The following is a 19398-nucleotide window of genomic DNA, read 5'->3' on the forward strand; positions in this document are numbered from 1 at the left end:
CTCCCCCTTACGAAGGGGGAGTCGGAGGGGGTGCTTTGTGCCGGCCAGGGCGATCGAATGCACCCCCCTGAATCCCCCTTTCGTAAGGGGGGAAGTGAATGCGGGCCGGCTTCCCTGTCGGCGGTAAGAGCCCAATTACGGTGATCTTCTTCCTTGCCGAGGTAATGGGCGGGGAAAATGAATGATTGAGATGGGGAATCGGCCTCGAGAACAGGTCGCGGCGGAGTGCGGATGCAGGCGGTCAGACGACTTCGGCGAAGCTCGTGAATCTCAATCGAAAGCTGTGCTCGCTCTCCCACTCTCCCTTGATGGCGTCGGCCTGGGTGACGTCGAGGACGTTCGCTCTGATGAGGGAGACGACGAGGCTCACCGTGTCCCCGCGGACGATCGCGGGGAAGACCTTCGCGAGCTGCTTCCAGGCACGCCTGTCGTCCATGAAGAGGGGCAGATTTCGGGCGTGGGCCGCGGCGGCAGCGGCCTGCTCGCCGAGCCCGAGGGCATTGAGCCCTGAGAGCGTGGCGAACGCAGCGAGTTCGTCGATGCCGATCGTCTCGGGCGGGCCGTCCGGCAGGACGTGGCCGGCTGCGAGGGCCGCCCGGAATCGGTCGACCTGGGCCCGCCTCGTCACCTCGTCCCGCACCAGGTCGACCGCGAGGAAGCGATAGGTCGGGTGGCTAGCCAGAAGGTCGGTCCGGTCGATCGCCAGGAAATTGACCAGGACCGACGTGTCGATGATCGCCAGTGAGAGACCGTCCCTGGTCATCTGTGTCTCATCCTCGAAGTGGGGCAATCAGCACTCCGTCGCCGCCTCGGCCTGCTCGATGAGGTCTTTGGCGGGCATGTCCAGTTTATCACTCAGGTCGCGAAGCCATCCCTGAGAGACCTCCTCGCGGCGATAGGCTTCCACGGCCAGGCGTGTGATCTGGCTCACGAGCTCGCGGTCGGGCTTCCTCTGGGGTTGTCCATCCTCGTTGCTGCCCGAGGACTCCAGGAGCCGGAAGCCGAGCGAGGACCTCTGGAGTAGGGACTCCTTCTCCCGAGCGTTCAGGTAACCGAGGTCGTTCAGGCGATAGGTGGCCGCCGGATAGCTGACGCCGAAGTGGTTCGCCAGGGCCACGACATCCTGATAGGTGATCTGCTGCGAGCCCGCTGCAGGCCGCTCCTCGGCTTCCACCGGCTCATCGCCCGCCGACGAATAGGTGATGCGTTGCCGTCGGCTGGGGCCGCCCTTCTCGAGGGTCTCCATGAACCACCGGACGCCGGTCTCCGGCATCAGGAAAGCGGCGGCGAAGGCATTCGCCCTCCGCTCGATGTAGTCCTGGCGGTTCTGCTCTCGGGTCACGATCGCACTGGTGGTCTTCCGGTCGAGCAGGGCGTGGGCGTATTCGTGGGCGTAGGAGAACCGTTTCCGGGCCCTCAGGTGGCCGTAATTCACGAGGACGACGAGCCCGATCGAGGAATGGCGGAGGAAGATGCCGGACATGTCGTCGGGCAGCCCCTTCACCCCGGAAGCCCAGATGCCCTGGGTGCTGATGACGTCGGCCATGTCGGCGATGGGGCCGTACCCCAGGCCCAATCGGCGACGCTCGTCTTCGGCCACCTTCTCGCCCTGGCGAGTCGCCTCCGAGGGCCGGGTCGGGGCCCGGTACTCGTAGGCGGGCAGGTTGACGGCGTCGTCTAGCCCGAGGGTCGCCTCCAGGTGGACCCCGATGGAGCAAAGTTCCACACAGCGGGATACCTGCCGGTTCACCTCCTGGTCATCCAGGAGTTCGGGCGGGAGCCGGTGCAGGATGAGGAGGGGATCCTCCTCGCGGCTGGCCTGCGATTCACCTTCGGCGAAGAAGTCCATGACCGAGCGGTGATAGAGCTTCGCGAGCCCGGACAGCTCCAGGGTCGACAGCGACCGCTTCCCCGACTCGATGTGCACCAGGGCGGTTCGCGACAGGGCGATAGCCTGAGCGGCCTCTTCCTGGGTTAGCCTCCTGTTCTCTCGAGCTTCCTTGAGCCTCCTTCCCAGGGTGATTGCGTCAAGGGCCATGACGTCCTTCCTCCATCGTGAACGGTGGTAACCGAGACGGTTCTCCTCCTCATCGCATGCCAAGTGCGACTTGTCGCCGAAGTTCCGACCGGGCTATTGGCTGGTCGATTCGTGGCTTAATCTATTTAAAGGAAAAGAGTTAAGTTCATAGAGCCTTGAGAGAGAGGGAGCCCGGGTTACCGTATACGGGCCTCCCATCGGCGTCAAGGTTGTCCGTCGATGTGCGATTGCTGTACGAAAGTAAGGTAAAGTGATTCCACTTTAAAGTCAACAATTTCCTTGATTGTTCGATAATCGAACATAGGATTGAGGTAGAGGGCTGGAATCAGCCGGGCAGTAGAAACCGGCTGGCGTGGCCCGAGTCTGAGGAAAGTGAAGATGGCTACCAATCCGCCCAAAGGTGACGGGCACCGCAACGGAGCGGTGCGAGATCGGTCGCAGGTGCTCAATCCGACGACCCAGCAGTGGGTGAAGCGGGACACGGAGACCGGCCGCTTCATGGACGTCAAGAAGGACGGGGAGCCCTTCAAGGGCGTCCGGAAGGAGAGGTGACTCGTCCAGTCCCTCCAGGGGAATACAGGCCCCTACGGAGGGCCAACTTCCCGACTCACGCCTTCGAAGGAGAGGGGACAGCCGTGGGATTTCGCTTCCTGAACCTCGATCGGGCCACGCGGCCGCACGTGGCCGCCGAGATCGAGCGAGATAGCTCGCTGGGCACGCTCGCAGAGCGCCACCGACTCGGTTCGCCAGCCTAATACGGTAGCGGGTATTGGTCAGCGAGGGCTCCCAGCGGCTCGTGACCTCGGACAACCCCTTCTACTTCACACGCGGGATCGGCTTCTCAGGTTGATCAGTGGCTCGGGGTCCGCGACTCCCTCCGGTAGCGGGCCGGGGTGGTGCGGAGGGCGCGGCGGAAGACCTGGGCGAGGTAGCTGGGGCTGGAGAAGCCGGCGGCGCGGGCGACGCCCGGGATCGGCAGGTCGGTCTCGAGCAGGAGGCGGCGGGCCCGCTCGAGGCGGATCCGCTGGAGCTCGTCGTGGATCGTGTGGCCGACCGTGGCCCGGAAGCGCATCTCCAGGCTTCGCCGCGAGATCAGCCGGTCGGCGACGACGTCGGCCACGCCGATCGGCTCGCCGGCGTGGTTGTGCAGGAAGTGGAGCGCGGCGGCGACCTCCGGGTCGTCGAGCGCGATCACGTCGGTGGACCGCCGGGGGACGACGCGGAGCGCCTCGACCACGAGCCGTGCCGGGCGGGGCCGACGCCTCGGCGGGCGGCAGCCGGCGGCGTGGGCTCGCATCATCCGGTCCAGCATCGCCGCGGCGCGGTAGCCGCCGGCCTCCGCGTTGAGGGCGACGCTCGAGAGCGGCGGGTCGGCGAGCTCGCAGAGGAGCTCGTCGTCGTCCACGCCCACGACCGCGATCTGCTCCGGCACGACGAGCCCCCCGGCGCGGCAGGCCTCCAGGACCTGACGGCCGCGGTCGTCGTCGCAGGCCATCAGCCCCGCGGGCCTCGGCAGGCGGCAGAGCCAGTCGGAGAGGATCGGCTGCTCCCGGCCCCACGACCGGTCGCGGGCCGACCGCGGCGGCTCGTAGACGTGCGGCTCGAAGCCGGCCTCCCGGATCCGGTCGACGAACGCGGCCCGACGGCGGAGCGACCAGACTCGGTCTCCCGTGCCGACATAGGCATGGTTCCGGAACCCCAGCCCCAGGAGGTGCTCCGCGGCCAGCCGCCCGGCCCCCGCGGAATCGGACTCCACCTCGGCGAGATGCCCCAGCGGGTGCTCCGGCCTCATCTCCTCCTCCGCGAGGTCCAGCGCGATCGCCGGCAGCCCGGACTCGAGGATCGCGCGGGCCACGGCCGCCGTCTCCACCCGGGCGATGATCCCGGTCCCCCCCCAGGACTGCATCCGCGGCAGGACCTGCGCGAAGTCCCCGGGGGTGAGGTAGAACCCCCACGGCCCGTGCAGCCGGGCGTACCGGACGATCCCCCGCAGCAGGCCCCGCCCGTAGCCCCGCGAGGTCTCGATCAGGAGCGCCACCTTCGGGATCCGTGACATCGTCGATCCTCCCCCCCGCCGTGTCGCCGTCGCGGCCGTCACCATTCTCGCGGCGAGGCGGAAAGCCCGCCAGGGAGGCCTGCGCAAAACTCGTATTTTATTGCGCGATCGCAATCTGGCGGTGCGGTGCAGCCGGGGGTAGGCTGTCTCCGGTCGGGACACACCGGCTTTCCTCCGAGGGTCGTGAACATGACGTGGGAACAGCGCTGGCATCCTCTGCGCGAGGAGTGGGTCGTCGTCGCGGCCCACCGGAACAACCGCCCGTGGGTGGGCGGGACGCTCGAAGGGCAGGAGAAGGTCATCCCGGAATACGACCCGGGCTGCCCGCTCTGCCCCCGCAATACGCGGGTCAGCGGGGCCACGAACCCGGACTATGCCGGCGTCTTCGTCTTCGACAACGACGCGCCGTGCGTGGGCCCGAAGGCCCCCCGCGACCTGCCGAGGCCGGCCGGCATCTACCGGAACGGCCCGGCCGAGGGGATCGCCCGCGTCGTCTGCTACACCCCCCGGCATGACATGACCCTCGCGGAGCTGGGCGCCGGGCAGGTGGAGGCCCTGCTCGCCTGCTGGCAGGAGCAGTATCGCGACCTCGGCTCGCGTCCCGAGGTCAATCACGTGCTCATGTTCGAGAACAAGGGGGAGGCCGTCGGCGTCTCCAACCCGCACCCGCACTGCCAGATCTACGCCACCAACTTCGTCTTCAAGACGATCGAGAACGAGGCGGCGATCTCGAAACGGTACTGGGGGGAGAACCGGCGGGTCCTGATGGAGGACATCATCGCCTCCGAGCGCGAGGACGGCCGGCGGATCCTGGCCGAGAACGACTCGGCGATCGCCTTCCTGCCCTACTTCGCCCGCTACGCGTACGAGACGTTCGTGGTGCCGAAGCAGCCGCACGGCAGCCTCGCGGACCTCTCGCCCGCGGAGCTCCGGGACTTCTCGAAGGTCCTCCACGAGGTCCAGGTCCGGTTCGACAACCTCTGGAAGATGCCGTTCCCCTACGTGATGGCCCTGCACCAGGCCCCGACCGACGGCAAGGCGCACGAGGGCTTCCATTTCCACATCGAGTTCCATCCGCCCCTGCGGAAGCCGAACCTGCTCAAGTACCTGGCCGGCCCCGAGGTCGGCGGCGGCAGCTTCCTGAGCGACACGTCGCCCGAGGAGAAGGCCGCGGAGCTCCGGGCCGTCCCGCCCGTCCATTACCGGCATGCCGGGGAGGTCGCCGCCCATGCCTGACCTTCGCGAGCAGACGGTAGCCGTGGCCGAATCCGAGGTCGCCGAGTTCCTCGACCGGCTCCGGCAACCCGGCGAGGGCCCCCTCTTCGAAGCGGGCTCGCCGGTCGTCGCGGCCAGGGCGCCGGGGCGGCTCGACGTCATGGGGGGCATCGCCGACTACTCGGGCTCGCTGGTCCTCCAGTGGCCCATCCGCGAGGCCACGCTGGTCGCCGCCCAGGAGTCGGGACGACCGGGCCTGACGATCGTCAGCCGGCCGTCCGACGGCGGGCATCCCGCGCGGCGGCTCGAGATCGACGGTCCGACCACCCGGCTGCTCCTCGACGGCGGCTACGAGGCCGCCCGGCGGTGGCTCGCTCGCGACCCGGAGACGCACTGGGCTTCCTACGTCGTGGGCGTCCTGGCCGTCCTCCACCGCGAGCGCGGCCTGACGCTCGGCGTGGACCGCGGCCTGAAGGTCCTCGTCGAATCGAAGGTCCCGGAGGGGAAGGGGGTCAGCTCGTCCGCGGCGCTCGAGGTCGCCGTGATGCAGGCCGCGACCGGCCTCCTCGATCAAACGATCGAGGGGACCGAGGTGGCCCGGCTCTGCCAGATGGCGGAGAACTTCGTCGTCGGCGCGCCCTGCGGGATCATGGACCAGATGGCCTCCGCCGTCGGCAGGGCGGGCTCCCTGCTGGCGCTTCTTTGCCAGCCGGCCGAGGTGAAGGGGTACGTCGACCTGCCGCCGGCCATCGGCTTCTGGGGGATCGACTCGGGGATACGCCATGCGGTGACCGGCAGCGATTACACCTCGGTGCGCACCGGCGCGTTCATGGGTTACCGGATGATCGCCGAGGCCGCCGGCCTGAAGGCGTCGCCGACCGCCGAGCCGGGCGTGGTGGCGATCGAAGACCCGCGGTGGTCCGGCTTCGTGGCCAACCTCACGCCCGGTGAGTTCGACCGCGAGTTCGCGGCCGGGCTGCCGGCGACGCTCTCCGGCGCGGAGTTCCTGGGGCGTTTCGGCGGCACGACCGATCGGGTGACCCGAGTCGACCCCTCGCGGACCTACGCCGTCCTGAAGCCGACCGCCCACCCGATCGGCGAGCACGCCCGGGTCCGTCGGTTCGCGGAGCTGCTCTCGGGCCGCTGCGACGAGGCGGCCCTCCGCGAGATGGGCGAGCTGATGTTCGGCTCGCACGCGAGCTACTCCTCCTGCGGGCTCGGCTCCGACGGCACCGACCTGCTGGTCGAGATGGTCCGCGAGGCCGGGCCGGCCGCGGGCCTCTACGGCGCCAAGATCACCGGCGGCGGCAGCGGCGGCACGGTCGCCATCCTCGGCCGCGACTCGGCCGGCCCGGCGGTCGCGGAGATCTCACGCCGCTATGCGGAGGAGACCGGCCGCACCCCCTACCTGTTCGAGGGGACCTCGCCGGGCGCCTGCCATTTCGGGGTGAGGCGGTCCGGACGGTGATCGAGGCGCATCGAAGGCATTATGGGCGATCTTATCGATCTAGATGAATATGGCGAGGTGTACGGTGGACGATCCGCTCAACCTGTCGATGTTCCGTGCCTACGACATCCGCACCCCGGCGGCGGGCCTGACGGCGGAGCTGGCCGCGCGGCTGGCTCGGGCGGAGGCGAAGTACTTCCGCGATGATCTCGGGGCCCCCGGCGTCGTCGTGGCGCACGACGCCCGGCGGACGGGGCCGCAGTACCTGACGATCTGCATCGATGCCTTCCGCGCGGCGGGGCTCGAGGTGATCTATCTGCCGGGGGCGTGCTCGACGTCCTATTTCTACGACTCGGCCGTGTGCAATCCGTCGTATGCGGCGGCGATCGTCGGCGCGTCCCACAACCCGTCGGGGGACACCGGGCAGAAGATCCTGGCGCCGGGCGTCGTGCCGATCGCGGAGGGGATCGGGCCGCTGGGTGGGCTCGACCGGATCAAGGAGCTGTACCTCAAGGGCGAGGGCGCGTCGTCGCCGCGGAAGGGGACGCTCCGGATCGAGGAGCGGATCGGCGAGTTCGTCCGCCGGAGCATGGAGCTGGCCGGCGTGGGGCCGGGCGGGCTAAAGGGGGCGAAGGTCTTCCAGGATTATCTCTTCGGCGCCTCGGGGCGGGAGATGATGATGGCCTTCGGCCTGGCCGGGGCGGACCTCGAGCCGATGCACTTCACGCCCGACGGCACCTTCCCGCTGGGCGACCCCAACCCGGTCAAGCTGCCGGTCGTCCGCCCGGGGCTGGAGGCGATGAAGGCCGGCAACTACCAGGTGGGCATGTTCTTCGACGGCGACGGCGACCGCCTGGACATCTACCGGGGGGACGGCACCTACCTGTCGTCGAGCTTCGTCTACGCGGCGGTCCTGCCGGAGATCCGCAGGCGGATCTCGGCGCCGGGGCTCGGGGTCTTCGCCGACCTGAAGTCGAATCCGCTGGCGATCATCGAGATGGCGAAGGCCGGCCTGGCGGTGGACGTCATCCGCAACGGCCACTCGCAGATCAAGGAGAGCCTGAAGCTTGACCCCGCCCGGCTGGGTTCGGTCGAGGAGTCGGCCCATTACTACGAGGCCTTCACCGGTCCGGATGGCGGCCGGTACTGCACCGAGAACACGCTCTACTTCGCCCTCCTGATCGCGAAGACCTGGCGGGACCATCCGGAGCGATTCGACCGGCTGATCGGCATCCAGGCCACGACCGCCCGCCAGCGCGAATGGGGCTACAAGTTCCCGACCGACGAGCAGCGCGCCGCCGCGCTTGAGGCCGTCCGGCTCCATTTCGAGGGCGCCGGGGCGAGATCGCTCGATAGAATGAAGAACGGCATGGACCTGGAGGCGACGCTCCTCCGTCGCGGGCTGCCGTTCGACGTGGACGAGCACACCACGCTGGCGGAGGACTGGATCCAGGTCAGCCAGCGGGTCTCGCAGAGCGAGAACGGCCTGGCGCGGTGGGAAGTCGTAGGGGCCACCGCCGACCTCGTCGGCGCGGCCAAGCGACAGATCGCGGAGTGTGTCCGTCGCTTCGGCGCCGGGGATGAATACCAGGGCTGATCCGGGCGATCGGCCCGAAGGGGAACGAACGACCATGAACGTGCTGGTGACGGGCGGTGCGGGGTACGTGGGCTCTCACGCGGTGAAGCTGCTGGCCCGCGAGGGGCATGACGTCTGGGTCTACGACAACCTCGTGTACGGCCACCGCGCAGCCGTCCCGGCCGGCCGGCTCATCGAGGGGGACCTGCTCGACCGCGACAAGCTCGAGGGCCTCCTCCGCGAGAAGAAGATCGAGGCCGTGATGCACTTCGCGGCCTATGCGTATGTCGGAGAGTCGGTCACGGACCCGGCCAAGTATTACGGCAACAACATCCTGGGCACGCTCTCCCTGATGGAGGCGATGCGAGCGGCGTCGGTCTCGAAGATCGTCTTCTCGAGCACCTGCGCCACCTACGGCGAGCCGGACTCGGTCCCGATCCGCGAGACCCAGGCCCAGCGGCCGATCAACCCCTACGGGTTCACCAAGCTGGTCATCGAGCACGCGCTGGCGGACTACACCCGGGCCTACGGCTGGGGCTACGCGGCGCTCCGGTACTTCAACGCGGCCGGCGCCTCGGCCGACGGCGACATCGGCGAGGATCACGATCCGGAGACGCACCTCATCCCGCTGGTCCTCGACGTGGCCCTCGGCCGTCGCGAGATGGTCACGATCTTCGGCGACAAGTTGCCGACGCCCGACGGCACCTGCATTCGCGACTATATCCACGTCGATGATCTCGCCACGGCGCACCTCGCTGCGCTCAACAAGCTGGGGCAGGGGACCGAGCTGAAGCTCAATCTCGGCACCGGCCGGGGGACGAGCGTGAAGGAGGTCATCGAGGCCTGCCGCAAGGTGACCGGCCATCCGATCCCGGCGGACATCGCCGGCCCCCGCGCCGGCGATCCCCCGGCGCTTGTGGCCGATCCCTCGGCGGCCCTCCAGGCCCTGGGCTGGAAGGCGAAATTCGTCGAGATCACCCCGATCGTCGAGTCCGCCTGGAAGTGGCACAAGGCCCATCCGAAGGGGTATGACGATCGCGGCTGAGCCGTCCCGCCTCCGGCCCTCCTCGCCCCGCCCGGCATGGCACTTGCATTGGGCATCTTGCGTGACGCAAGTTGACGCTGGGCGAGGAGGAACCCGATGCCGAATGCCCCCGGGCGGATGCCCCCTACCGCGATGCCGGGAGAGAAGCCGGTCGCCGAGACGCTCGACACCCAGACGACCGTCCTCTTCTGGATCGCCGGCCTCCTCCTGGCCGGGGCCGCCTGGCTGCTGGCGCCGATCCTGGTCCCGTTCGTCCTGGGGCTCATCCTGGCGATTGCGCTCTCGCCGCTGGCGCGATGGCTGGAAGCGCACGGCCTGAATCGGACCGTCGCGAGCCTGATCTGCCTGGTCCTCGTCACGTGCACCCTGATCGGCACCTCCGGCCTGCTCGTCTACCAGGCCGGGACGATCCTCCAGCAATCCGACAAGTATTTCGACCGCCTCAGCCACCTCATGGCCGACGGCACGAAGGCCGTCGGCGGCGAGCGACTGCTCCGCTCGCTGAAGCTGATCCAGGCCGAGGAGGAGAAGGAGCAGGCCGCCTCGAAGGATGGCGGGCGGGACGAGGCCGGGCCGGCCGCACCCGAGACGGCCGAGGATCCCGGCCCTCCGGACCGCGTCGAGTACTGGGCGCGGTTGATCCGCAACAACATGTCCAGCGTCGGCTCCTGGGCGATGTCCGGGCTGGGTGGCTTCGTGGGGGTGCTCGGCTCCGCGATCATCTGCCTCTCGTTCCTCTTCTACCTGCTCGACGCGCGGGACGAGTTGCTCGAGCGGATCTTCCGGATGCTCGCTTCCCTGGGGCTACGCCCGAGACGGGAAGGGCTGGAGCGGGCGCAGAAGGGGATCACGACGTTCGGGGGCTTCGTGGTCATGGTGTCGCTCTGCGGCTGCCTCGTCATCGGCACGACGGCCTGGCTGCTCGGGCTGCCGCAGCCCTATCTCTGGGGGCTGATCTTCGGCCTGCTCGAGTTCGTCCCCTATTTCGGGCCGATGGTCGGCGGCTCGCTCGTGACCCTGGTGGCGCTCGCCGCCGGGACGGGCTGGTGGCAGCCCGTGACCATGCTCGGCGTCATCCTCGGCTGGCTCACGCTGGAGGGTTACGTGATCTCCCCGCTCGTCTACGGGCGGGCGGTCCACTTCGACCCCGTGATGGTTTTGGTCGCCATCCTCTTCTTCGGCTGGCTCTGGGGCCCGCTCGGCATGATCGCCGCCCTGCCGATGATGGTCATCCTCCGCGAACTCGTGAACATGACGCCGGAGAGCCCCGCGCTCGATGCCCTGCTCGAGCCGCACGAAGAACCATCGGAGGAGGGCGGCCAGGCGTCGCCTCGGGCCGCCGCCGGGCTGGCGTCGTCGACCCGATGATCCGGACGCGATCGCCCCCGCGGGCACCAGAATTGCAACCTTCTCATCCATCGACCTGGATCGGATCCGAGGACACCGAGGAGTTGCAGCACGATGGCCGACTCGAAGGGGACGATCTCCCGCGAGCAACTGATCGAGGCCCTGAACGAGGACCTCGCCCGCGAGTACCAGGCGATCATCGCCTACGTGGTGTACTCGCAGGTCCTGAAGGGGGCCGAGTACATGAACATCGCCGACGAGCTGGTCACGCACGCGAGCGAGGAGCTCGCCCATGCGCTCACGATCGCCAAGCAGATCGACTATCTCGGCGGCATGCCCACGGTCTCGCCGAAGCCGGTGAAGACCTCGGAGGAGGCGAAGGACATGCTCCGCTTCGACCTCGACAACGAGGTCGACACCATCAAGAACTACCGCGAGCGCGTCCGCCAGTGCGAGGCCCTGGGCGAGTATGCCATGGCCGAGGAGATCCGGGAGATCCTCGTCCAGGAGCAGGAGCACCTCATCGACCTGGCCACGGCGCTGGGCGAGGACGTGCCGAAGCTAAGCTGACATTCGGGTTCAGGTTCTGGCCATCGCGACCCCACGCAAGAAGCGCCGCGGCGGCGACGATTCCCCTCAATGAGCGTCGCCGGGGATCGAATATCTCGGGTCAATCGGGAGAGCCGACCGATGCGGTGGAGCATGCATGCTCAGCCCGCGGTCCACTTCATCCCGTTCCCGAGGTATGGGGATTCCATGGTTACGCTTGCTGTCGCCCATCCTGAGATGTCGGTCTTCGGGGTCTTCTTCGTCCTGTTCGTCGTGGCCGGCACGATTGCATGGCATTTCCGCCGCTCGAGGCAGATCCTGGATCGCTGGGCCGACCGGAATGGGTACGAGATCCTGGAGGCCGAGTACCGCCATTTCTTCAAGGGGCCCTTCTTCTGGAGGAGCTCGAAGGACCAGACCGTCTACCGCGTGACGGTCCGGGATAAAACGGGCATTCATAAGGGCTGGGTACGTTGCGGCGGCTGGTGGTTCGGCATCATGACCGACAAGGCCGAGGCCCGCTGGGATGACCCGTTGCCCGAGCGTAAGGTCATGGCCGGCTCACACCGGGATGTGATGTCCGACCGCTGGCTGGACCATTGAGCCCCGGCCCGGATCCGGACTGGATTCGCTCCTCGGCGAGGATTCATTCGGCGATGAGCCGGGCGACCACTCAGGCCAGGACCTCGATCGTAAATCCGCCCGGGGCCTGGAAGTAGAACGTCCAGGATCCGTGCTGACGCGACGGCGGGGGGACGTCGAATCCGTCATCCTTGAGCCGGCGGTTGAGCTCGTCGACCCGAGCCTCGGATTCCTGGATGAAGCCGACGTGGAAGGTGGCGGGATAGCGCACCTCGGTCTCGCCGCCGACCTTCATGTGGGTCAGGGTCAGGACCATGCCGTTGTCATCGCGCAGGAAGGCGATGTTGCTGTTGCCCCCGCCGTCCTGGAGGCCGAAGTAGGTTTGGAGGAAGCTGCGGGCCGCGGTCACGTCCGTCACGGAGAGGTTCAGGTGATTGAGCTTCATGATGGTGCCCCGCGATATCAGGTTCACGACTTGCCCAGTTGGCGTGGTGCGGACCGGGTGCGAATCGGAGGAAGCTGACGGCCGGGCGGTGCAGCCCCCGGGCCGCGGTCGAGCCTCCCTGTCCCGATGGCATTCCCCGTGGCGGCCCCCCTACGACCGGCGGAACGGCCACCATCGCCGTTTCGATTCTCCGGGTTGGTCAAGCGTCGTCGATGTTCCGGCCCGCGTCTTGGGGGGAGGGCTCGAGCCGGCGGAACGTTCCGGGATCGACGTCCGCCGGGCGGGCACCTCTCCTGACGACGCGGCACGACCGAGGAAGTTCGAGAGGGCCTCCGCCAGGCTGTGGGCGTCCCGAAATCGCCTTTCCGGGGCCTTCTCCAGGCATCTCAGGCAGATCGCCTCGATCTCCTCCGGGATCTCCGCGACGAGCTGGTGCGGCGGCACGGGGACGGCGGACTTCACCTGCTGAAGGAGCGCATCCAGTCGCGGGGCCTGGAACGGGGGGCGTCCGGTGAGCAGGACATAGAGGATCGCGCCGAGGGCATGGAGGTCGGTTTGTGGTCCTACTCGATCCAGGTCGCCGGCCGCTTGCTCCGGGGCCATGTACGTCGGGCTGCCCATCAGGCTGCCCGACCGGGTCAGGTCGTCGAGGATGGGCTCCGGCCGGCCCGGGCGTGTGCGTCCCCGCCTCGCGACGTCGAGGAACAGGCGGACGGCGGCCCGCCTGGCCTCCCTGGGCGGCAGCAGGCCGGTCCGCGTGTCGCACTGCCGCCAGAGCTCATCGAGGACCGAATCCTCGGGGCCGTCGGGGCCGCTGATCGGGGCATACTGGGCGCGGAGCTCGGCGGCGAACTGCGAGGCCAGCAGCTCGTCGAGCATGGACGACATATCGATCGTGCAGCAGGCGTCGTGGACCTTCCCCAGGGGGACGGCGAACTTCACGAGCCCGAAGTCGGAGAGGACCGGGACATCCTCTTCCATGAAGAGGACGTTCGCGGGCTTCAGGTCGCGATGGAGCATCCCCCGGCCGTGCGCGTGTCCCAGAGCGAGGGCCAGGGTCCGGGCCAAGCCGGCGGACCATCGGGGAGACAACGGCCGCCCCGAGAGGCGATCGCGGAGGCTACCCCCCGGGGCGAGGTCGATGGCCAGGAACGGATGCCCGCAGACAAGCCCGATGTCGCGCACCTTGATGATGTTGGGATGGTTCAGGCAGGCCATGGCCTCCGCCTCGATCCGGAACCGGGCCAGTTCCTGGAAACCGACCTCGCGGCCATCGATGAGGATGACCTTGAGCGCGAGCCTTTGTCCCGTCGACTCCCTGCGGGCTCGATAGACGACCCCCATGCCGCCTCGCCCGAGCTCGCATTCGACGGCATACCCCGGGATGTCGGGGCAGGATGGGTTCATCTCGCTCCTCCGGGTCGGTCGCCTTGACGCTTCGAATGAACGGTCAAGATGCGTGCGAGCGATGGCCTGGCCGGTGCCACCATGGGACCGGCCATCAAGTCGAGGACGATGTTCACCGGCTTCCTGCGATAAATCCCACATCAGCATACCGGGGCTCATCCCGCGATCCCAGCCGCTCTCCGATCTCCCGTGCTCGGACCCCGGCTTGCCCTGATCGAGGCTTCGCGATACGTTCTGGCCGCCGCGGACGGATCCGCGGGATAAGTCGGCGTGCGCACGGAGGTCCGCGATGGTCCCGGGGCGGGGGGGATGGCTCCGATCGTCGGCCCGGGAGTGGTGGCCGGAAATCCTGGCCGGCGTCCTCGCCTGCGCGACGTTCCTCGGTTGCCTGGGCTCGGTGGAGCTCTGGGGCAAGCGCGAGCAGCGGGCCGCGGCCGAGGCGCTGGACACCGTGGCCAACGGGCACTGGCTCGTCGCCGAGATCCAGGGCCGTCCCCGGCTGGAGAAGCCCCCGCTGCCGCGGTGGACGATCGCCGGGCTGCTCGTGCTGACGGGCCGCCGCGAGGAATGGGTCGTCCGCTTGCCGAGCGCGCTGTCGGGGCTGGCGTGCGTGGCCCTCGTCTACGCCCTGGGGAAGCGGATCGGCGGGCGGCCGCTCGGGCTCGCCTCGGCGATGATCCTGGCGACGACCGGCCTGTTCCTCTCCGAGCTCCGGCAGGCGGGCAACGACGGCCCGCTCGCCGCCTGCACGACGCTGGCGGTCTACGCGGCCTGGCGGCGGATCCGCGACCAGGGCGGTCGCGGCTGGGCGGTGCTCTTCCATGTCGCACTCGGCCTCGGGTTCCTCTGCAAGGGGCCGATCATCCTGATGCTCGTCGGGGTGGCGATCCTCCCCGATCTCGCGCCGACCCGTCGACTGCGGGCCTGTCTCCGGCGGCTCTGGGATCTGCCGGGCGTGCTCGTCTTCCTCGCGCTCGCGGTCGCCTGGCCGGCGCTCGTGCTGGCCGCCGATCCGCAGGCGCTCGGGGTCTGGACGACCGAGATGGGGCAGAAGACCGGGGCCTTGCCGCTGAATCATCAGGAGCGGGGGAGCATCCTCCTGGGGGCACCGCTGATGATCCTGCCGTGGCTGGTCCTTGGCATCGTCGGCGTCACGCTGCCGATCCGGGCCGACCGCGGGCTCGTCCTCCCCTGGCGGCGGGGGGATCCGTGGCTCCCCTGGAGCTGGGCGGTCGGCAACCTCGGGGTGCTCGGCACCTGGGCCGTGGCCAAGCCCAACTACTTCGTCCCGTGCCTGCCGGGCCTCGCGATCCTGGCGGGCATGGCCTGGATCCGGCTGGATGCCCTGGCGCGGGCGGTCGTGCCGACCGCTGCCTCGAGGCGGGCCCGCCGCCTCCTCGGGATCCAGTGGTGGCTCCTGGCGGTCGCGGGACTCGTGGCCGCGGCGGCCTGCCGCAGGGCCCTCGCGGCGACTCCGCTCGGCTGGCTCGCCCTGCTCGCGGCCATTCCGCCCTTCGCGGCGGCCCTCGGGGCGTGGTGTCAGAGGCGTGGCCTGGGCGCCGCCTCGCTCCTTCCCGCCGCCGCCGCGGGGGCGGCCGGCGTGCTGATCGGGTATGGGATCCTGGCACCCATCGACAATCCGGAGCGGGGCCATCGCCGACTGGCGGAGCAGATCGCCCGCCTGGCGCCGGCCGGCACGGGGACGAACGCGTCGTCTCTCCGCTTCTTCCACGAGATCGACGAGGGGCTCTGGTTCTACCTGAGCGATCGGGAACTCGCCCCCGTCCCGGGAAGCCAGCCCCGCTACAGCGACAGCCATGACAAGCTCGGCAACGCCCTCAGCGCCGGGACCTCGCGGCAGGCTGCCGCCGAAGTCGCGGCTCGGTTCGAAGAGCGGCAGCGGCAGCTCCTCCGCGACTGGGTCGATCATCCCCGCCGCGATGCCGATGCCTCCCACCTCCTGATCCGTGTCCCCCTCCTGCAGCGCTGGTCGCCGGACCTGGCGGGCCGCGTGACGCCCCTCCTCCGCGAAGAGAACCGCAAACGCACCCCCCTGGCTCTCCTCAGAGTGGATGCCATCCCCGCGCGAGTCGCCGACGCGATTCGCTGAGCCCGGTCTCCCTTGCCCATCCCGCAGACCTTGCCGCTATGGGCGTTCGAAAGGCCCCGAGATCCTGCCGAACCTTCCTGTGGGAGGAGTCGCGCGGGACCTTCCTGGCCTGTCGATCGCGTGGTTTCGAGAAGATGGGAAGTATGAAACATGGGTAATTTTCCGATTACGCCGGTTGTGTGGCTATCTTGATTTGCGTGGATTATCCATTTTTACTGACCCCGTCAACCGGCCCTTGTCTTGTCGTAAAGTGTTGTGACAAAAGGTGAAGCGCGTTCAAGGGCGGGCACTCGGATGACGATACAAACAGTGCCTCAGCATGGTAGACCCATGCGGAGGACTCGGGAGCACCAAACTGGTGGCACCGACTTGCGGGGAGGCGGAGACGCCTCGGGACCCGGGAAGTCCTCAACCGTGGGATCGGAGCCATGGACGACCGAAGAGAAGCAGGGACGAGCGCAAAGGCCGGCCGGCCACGCCGCCCTCGAACTTACGTTAGCCTAGGAGAGTATTCTCCCATGTTGAAGCCCTTGACCTTGAGCCTCAGCCTTGCCGTCGCTCTGGGGTTCACCAGCGTGTGCATGGCGGATGGTTGTTCCACGTGCGGCCTGGCTTCCCCTCAGGGTGGGCCGATCGCCAGCGCCCAGGGCCCGGTGACCGTCGGTGAGTGCGGCGACACCGGCCACAAGAAGTGCAGCCTGCTGAGCGGCCTGCACGACAAGTTCAGCGGCGTGGGCTGCAAGCTTGGCGACCTGCACGGCAAGCTGAAGAGCGCCCTTCACCCGCCCGTCACCTACGAGTGGGTCCTGAAGAAGAAGCGGCTCTGGGGTCACAAGAGCGGCTGCGGCGACACCGGTTGTGACACCTGCGGCTCCCCGGCCGTCTACCCGACGAGCCAGGTTGCCCCGTCCGGCCAGGGTGGGTATGCCGCCCCGTCCGGCCAGGGTGGATATGCCGCCCCGGCTGCGGCTCCCCAGGCGGCCCCCGTCTACGGCGCCGGCCAGCACGCCTTCAAGGCCGTGAAGCCCGCCCCGACGATCGCCTCGGTCCCCGCCGAGATGACCCCGGCCGTCGCCGGTGAAGAAGCTCCCCCGGCTCCGGAAGTCAACCAGAGCGGGCTGCTCCTGCCGACCCCCGCCGGGAACTGATCGATCCCGCGGACCACGCCATACTTCCCGGCCGAGAGGGTGAATCGGGATTCGTCCCGGAGCCCCTCCGGCCGGTCAACTTCACGGCCCCCGCGATGCCCTCGGGTATCGCGGGGGCAGTGTTGCATTTCGAACCGGGTCGCCGGGTCGCTCCGCCGTTCGTGACCCCATCACTCCGCCACCCCGCGATTGACAGAAGGCGGCGATTGTGGATAACTCTCTCGCCGCCGACGGCATCGGACGGGGCCTCCAGGGATGGGCGTGTCGTCCGGGGCGTCTGGCAGTTGGCTGTCGTCCGGAGGAGGATGGATGCGGAGCTTCACCTGGCTGCCTCTCGGCCCGGTCGCGGACGGAATCCGCCCCTGGCTCGACGCCTATCGTCGCCAGTCGGCGGGCCGGCGGAGGGCGGTCCGATGGGGGATCGCCGGCGCGATCGGCGCGGTGGCGGCGGTCGTCGCCCTGGTGAGCGCCCCGTCGCTGGGCACGCCCGGGACCTCGTACCTGGGCATGGGCCGGCGGTTCGCCCCCCATGACCTCAGCAAGGTCGGCCACGCCCTGGATCGCAAGCAGATCGCCTACCAGATCGACGACCAGCGGCGCGTGGCCGTCCCCACCTCGCAGCGCGAGGCGGCCGAGGCGCTGATCGCCAAGCTGGACCTCGGCCCGCGGCTCCCCGGCGAGATCCGCGACCAGGCCCCGGCGCCGGGCCTCTTCGACCCCCTCTCGGAGCGGGAGGCACGCGAGCACCGCCAGCGCGAGCAGATGCTCGAGGCGATGCTCGTCGAGCTCGAGGGGATCGTCGGCGCCTTCGTGCGGATCGAGACGCCACGACCTCGCCTCGGCTTCCAGCCTCCGGAGCGATCCTCGGCGTTCGTCCGCCTGGAGACCGAAGGAGACCGGCCGCTCCCCTTCCAGACCGTGCAGTCGATCGCGACCTACGTGACCGGCTTCGACCGGAGCATCGCGCCGGAATCGATCACCGTGGTGGACCGCCGCGGCCACAAGTATCTCGACGCCGCCAATCCCTCGCTGGGCGTCCTGTCGAAGAACCTCGCCGAGGAGGAGCGGCTGAAGAGCGAGATCCTCGACGAGCTCGACTGGATCAAGGGGGTGGGCATCTCGGTCCAGCTCCCCGAGGCGGCCGAGGCCGAGCCCCGGCCCCAGGAGCGGCCCGCGGGAGACGGCACGAAGGCCCCCGAGGCCGCCGGCCCCTCGATCGTCATCAATCGGCCGATGGAGATCGCCGAGCCGCCGCCCCCCGCCCGGTCGATCCCGAAGCCGCTGCCGTCCCCGCCGCGGCCCGAACGGGAGCGAGGCCGCATCTGGGTGAAGGTGCCGCGGAGCTACTATTACCAGGTGATCATGCTGCCGGGCCACAAGGAGCCCTCCCCGGACGAGCTGCAGAAGCTCGTCATCAAGACCGAGGAGCTGGTGCGGACGGGGATCGCCGCCGTCGTCCCCCTGAGCGGGCCGGAGGCCTGGCAGGCGACGATCAGCGTGATCCCCGACGAGCTCCCCGCGGCGGTCACGCCGATGCCCGCCGCCGAGCCCCGGCCGATCGCCGCGAGCTGGGGCGTCATCGGCGCCGCGGCGGCCCTGATCGCGACCGTCGCGGCGGCTGTCGCCTGGGGCCTCTGGACCGGACTCCGCCCGGCGGCCCGGCGCGAGGCCGCCCCGCGGGGCGTGCGATACCACCGAGGCTCCGCGGCCAGCCCCGGGCCGTCGGAGCGGGTCCGCGAATTCGTCCGGCTCAATCCCGAATCGGCCGTGAGCGTCCTGGAGCGATGGACCAGCCAGGGAGGCCAGACCCCATGACGACCCTGACCGCGAAGGCCGTCCCCCCCGAGGGGGCGACGGTCGCGAACGCCCTCGATTCCCCGTCGTCGGCCGTCGCGACCGAGGAGATCCCGCCGCTCCGGAAGGCGGCGATCGTCCTGGTCAGCCTCGAGCAGTCGCTCGCCTCCCAGTTGCTCCAGTACCTCGACCGCGCGGCGGTGGAGGCGGTCACCTGGGAGATCGCCCGGCTCGAGCGGATCGACCCCGCGGAGCAGGAGGCCGTCCTCGAGGAGTTCCTCGGCCAGGGCCTCCGCCGGCTCTGCTTCGTCTTCGAGGACCTCCTGCGGATGGAGGATCGGGACGTCCGCGGCGGCTACCACGAGGAGGACCTGGCCACCTGGGCTCTCGCCATCGCCGGCGCGGCGCCTCCGGTCCGCGCCAAGGTCTTCGGCGCGCTCGATCCCGGATCGGCCGCGTCGCTCCGTGCCCACCTCGAATCCATGGGCCCGTTCCGCCTCTCCGAGGCCGAGGCCGCCCAGGCCGACCTCGCCGAGCGCTTCCGCCGGCTCCACGACCAGGGCTCCGTCCGCCTTCCCGACCCGAGCGGCCGCGACGAGGTCCTCGTCTAACCGTGCGGCCCGCCGGCCGCACCCCGGG

The 19398-nt window shown here is 69.3% G+C and carries 17 protein-coding genes; 12 read left to right on the forward strand and 5 right to left on the reverse strand.

The window, feature by feature from the left end; all coding sequences use genetic code 11:
- Positions 1-241: 241 nt before the first annotated feature.
- Together G6O54_RS29825 and G6O54_RS29830 are read right to left on the reverse strand one after the other, a co-directional pair.
- Complete coding sequence (locus G6O54_RS29825; RefSeq protein WP_165231941.1) at positions 242-763, reverse strand: hypothetical protein; 522 nt, start codon at positions 761-763, stop codon at positions 242-244.
- Between the two features lie 27 nt (positions 764-790).
- Positions 791-2038 carry a helix-turn-helix domain-containing protein gene (locus tag G6O54_RS29830; protein WP_165231944.1) on the reverse strand — a complete coding sequence of 416 codons (1248 nt, stop codon included), beginning with the start codon at positions 2036-2038 and terminating at the stop codon, positions 791-793.
- Between the two features lie 378 nt (positions 2039-2416).
- On the opposite strand from G6O54_RS29830, the gene G6O54_RS29835 reads away from it, so the two are divergent.
- Positions 2417-2590 carry a hypothetical protein gene (locus tag G6O54_RS29835; protein WP_165231947.1) on the forward strand — a complete coding sequence of 58 codons (174 nt, stop codon included), beginning with the start codon at positions 2417-2419 and terminating at the stop codon, positions 2588-2590.
- A gap of 298 nt (positions 2591-2888) precedes the next feature.
- Here G6O54_RS29835 and G6O54_RS29840 read toward each other — a convergent pair whose 3' ends face one another.
- Positions 2889-4094, reverse strand: coding sequence for an AraC family transcriptional regulator (locus G6O54_RS29840; protein ID WP_165231950.1), 1206 nt, complete (start codon positions 4092-4094; stop codon positions 2889-2891).
- 189 nt (positions 4095-4283) lie between these two features.
- On the opposite strand from G6O54_RS29840, the gene galT reads away from it, so the two are divergent.
- The 7 genes from galT to G6O54_RS29875 all read left to right on the forward strand — a co-directional run bounded on the left by galT (position 4284) and on the right by G6O54_RS29875 (position 11876).
- Positions 4284-5330 carry a galactose-1-phosphate uridylyltransferase gene (gene galT, locus G6O54_RS29845; RefSeq protein WP_165231952.1) on the forward strand — a complete coding sequence of 349 codons (1047 nt, stop codon included), beginning with the start codon at positions 4284-4286 and terminating at the stop codon, positions 5328-5330.
- Positions 5323-6777 carry a galactokinase gene (locus tag G6O54_RS29850; protein ID WP_165231955.1) on the forward strand — a complete coding sequence of 485 codons (1455 nt, stop codon included), beginning with the start codon at positions 5323-5325 and terminating at the stop codon, positions 6775-6777. Before galT ends, G6O54_RS29850 begins: the two co-directional genes overlap by 8 nt.
- Before the next feature lie 64 nt (positions 6778-6841).
- Positions 6842-8353 (forward strand): phosphohexomutase domain-containing protein, encoded by a 1512-nt coding sequence (locus G6O54_RS29855; protein WP_205679084.1) that lies wholly within the window; start codon positions 6842-6844, stop codon positions 8351-8353.
- 34 nt (positions 8354-8387) lie between these two features.
- Positions 8388-9377: a UDP-glucose 4-epimerase GalE gene (gene galE, locus G6O54_RS29860; RefSeq protein ID WP_165231961.1), complete on the forward strand. Its 990-nt coding sequence runs from the start codon at positions 8388-8390 to the stop codon at positions 9375-9377.
- Positions 9378-9473: 96 nt separating this feature from the next.
- The gene (locus G6O54_RS29865) at positions 9474-10745 is read left to right on the forward strand and encodes an AI-2E family transporter (protein WP_165231964.1); all 1272 of its coding nucleotides are present in this window, start codon (positions 9474-9476) and stop codon (positions 10743-10745) included.
- Positions 10746-10838: 93 nt separating this feature from the next.
- Positions 10839-11294: a ferritin-like domain-containing protein gene (locus G6O54_RS29870; protein ID WP_165231966.1), complete on the forward strand. Its 456-nt coding sequence runs from the start codon at positions 10839-10841 to the stop codon at positions 11292-11294.
- Positions 11295-11414: 120 nt separating this feature from the next.
- Positions 11415-11876, forward strand: coding sequence for a hypothetical protein (locus G6O54_RS29875; RefSeq protein WP_165231969.1), 462 nt, complete (start codon positions 11415-11417; stop codon positions 11874-11876).
- Positions 11877-11946: 70 nt separating this feature from the next.
- Here G6O54_RS29875 and G6O54_RS29880 read toward each other — a convergent pair whose 3' ends face one another.
- The gene (locus G6O54_RS29880; protein ID WP_165231972.1) at positions 11947-12300 is read right to left on the reverse strand and encodes a VOC family protein; all 354 of its coding nucleotides are present in this window, start codon (positions 12298-12300) and stop codon (positions 11947-11949) included.
- Positions 12301-12450: 150 nt separating this feature from the next.
- Entirely contained in the window at positions 12451-13707 is a 1257-nt protein-coding gene (locus G6O54_RS29885; RefSeq protein WP_165231975.1) for a serine/threonine-protein kinase, read from the reverse strand.
- Between the two features lie 289 nt (positions 13708-13996).
- Here G6O54_RS29885 and G6O54_RS29890 point away from each other — a divergent pair, with 289 nt between their 5' ends.
- The 4 genes from G6O54_RS29890 (at position 13997) to G6O54_RS29905 (ending at position 19370) form a co-directional block, all read left to right on the forward strand.
- Positions 13997-15817 carry an ArnT family glycosyltransferase gene (locus G6O54_RS29890; protein ID WP_165231978.1) on the forward strand — a complete coding sequence of 607 codons (1821 nt, stop codon included), beginning with the start codon at positions 13997-13999 and terminating at the stop codon, positions 15815-15817.
- A gap of 518 nt (positions 15818-16335) precedes the next feature.
- Positions 16336-16965: a hypothetical protein gene (locus G6O54_RS29895; protein WP_165231981.1), complete on the forward strand. Its 630-nt coding sequence runs from the start codon at positions 16336-16338 to the stop codon at positions 16963-16965.
- A 309-nt stretch (positions 16966-17274) separates the two neighbouring features.
- The gene (locus tag G6O54_RS29900) at positions 17275-18780 is read left to right on the forward strand and encodes a hypothetical protein (RefSeq protein WP_165231984.1); all 1506 of its coding nucleotides are present in this window, start codon (positions 17275-17277) and stop codon (positions 18778-18780) included.
- Positions 18777-19370 (forward strand): FliG C-terminal domain-containing protein, encoded by a 594-nt coding sequence (locus G6O54_RS29905; RefSeq protein ID WP_165231987.1) that lies wholly within the window; start codon positions 18777-18779, stop codon positions 19368-19370. The genes G6O54_RS29900 and G6O54_RS29905 overlap by 4 nt, the downstream gene beginning before the upstream one ends.
- Positions 19371-19398 lie beyond the last annotated feature (28 nt).

The sequence above is a fragment of the Aquisphaera insulae genome (assembly GCF_011064615.1).
Lineage (GTDB): Bacteria > Planctomycetota > Planctomycetia > Isosphaerales > Isosphaeraceae > Aquisphaera > Aquisphaera insulae.

What these genes read in the sequence shown, in the direction of transcription:
- G6O54_RS29825 (WP_165231941.1), bottom strand. Translation starts at nt 763, where the DNA reads ATGACCAGGGACGGTCTCTCACTGGCGATCATCGACACGTCGGTCCTG.
- G6O54_RS29830 (WP_165231944.1), bottom strand. Translation starts at nt 2,038, where the DNA reads ATGGCCCTTGACGCAATCACCCTGGGAAGGAGGCTCAAGGAAGCTCGA.
- G6O54_RS29835 (WP_165231947.1), top strand. Translation starts at nt 2,417, where the DNA reads ATGGCTACCAATCCGCCCAAAGGTGACGGGCACCGCAACGGAGCGGTG.
- G6O54_RS29840 (WP_165231950.1), bottom strand. Translation starts at nt 4,094, where the DNA reads ATGTCACGGATCCCGAAGGTGGCGCTCCTGATCGAGACCTCGCGGGGC.
- galT (WP_165231952.1), top strand. Translation starts at nt 4,284, where the DNA reads ATGACGTGGGAACAGCGCTGGCATCCTCTGCGCGAGGAGTGGGTCGTC.
- G6O54_RS29850 (WP_165231955.1), top strand. Translation starts at nt 5,323, where the DNA reads ATGCCTGACCTTCGCGAGCAGACGGTAGCCGTGGCCGAATCCGAGGTC.
- galE (WP_165231961.1), top strand. Translation starts at nt 8,388, where the DNA reads ATGAACGTGCTGGTGACGGGCGGTGCGGGGTACGTGGGCTCTCACGCG.
- G6O54_RS29865 (WP_165231964.1), top strand. Translation starts at nt 9,474, where the DNA reads ATGCCGAATGCCCCCGGGCGGATGCCCCCTACCGCGATGCCGGGAGAG.
- G6O54_RS29870 (WP_165231966.1), top strand. Translation starts at nt 10,839, where the DNA reads ATGGCCGACTCGAAGGGGACGATCTCCCGCGAGCAACTGATCGAGGCC.
- G6O54_RS29875 (WP_165231969.1), top strand. Translation starts at nt 11,415, where the DNA reads ATGCGGTGGAGCATGCATGCTCAGCCCGCGGTCCACTTCATCCCGTTC.
- G6O54_RS29880 (WP_165231972.1), bottom strand. Translation starts at nt 12,300, where the DNA reads ATGAAGCTCAATCACCTGAACCTCTCCGTGACGGACGTGACCGCGGCC.
- G6O54_RS29885 (WP_165231975.1), bottom strand. Translation starts at nt 13,707, where the DNA reads ATGAACCCATCCTGCCCCGACATCCCGGGGTATGCCGTCGAATGCGAG.
- G6O54_RS29890 (WP_165231978.1), top strand. Translation starts at nt 13,997, where the DNA reads ATGGTCCCGGGGCGGGGGGGATGGCTCCGATCGTCGGCCCGGGAGTGG.
- G6O54_RS29895 (WP_165231981.1), top strand. Translation starts at nt 16,336, where the DNA reads ATGTTGAAGCCCTTGACCTTGAGCCTCAGCCTTGCCGTCGCTCTGGGG.
- G6O54_RS29900 (WP_165231984.1), top strand. Translation starts at nt 17,275, where the DNA reads ATGCGGAGCTTCACCTGGCTGCCTCTCGGCCCGGTCGCGGACGGAATC.
- G6O54_RS29905 (WP_165231987.1), top strand. Translation starts at nt 18,777, where the DNA reads ATGACGACCCTGACCGCGAAGGCCGTCCCCCCCGAGGGGGCGACGGTC.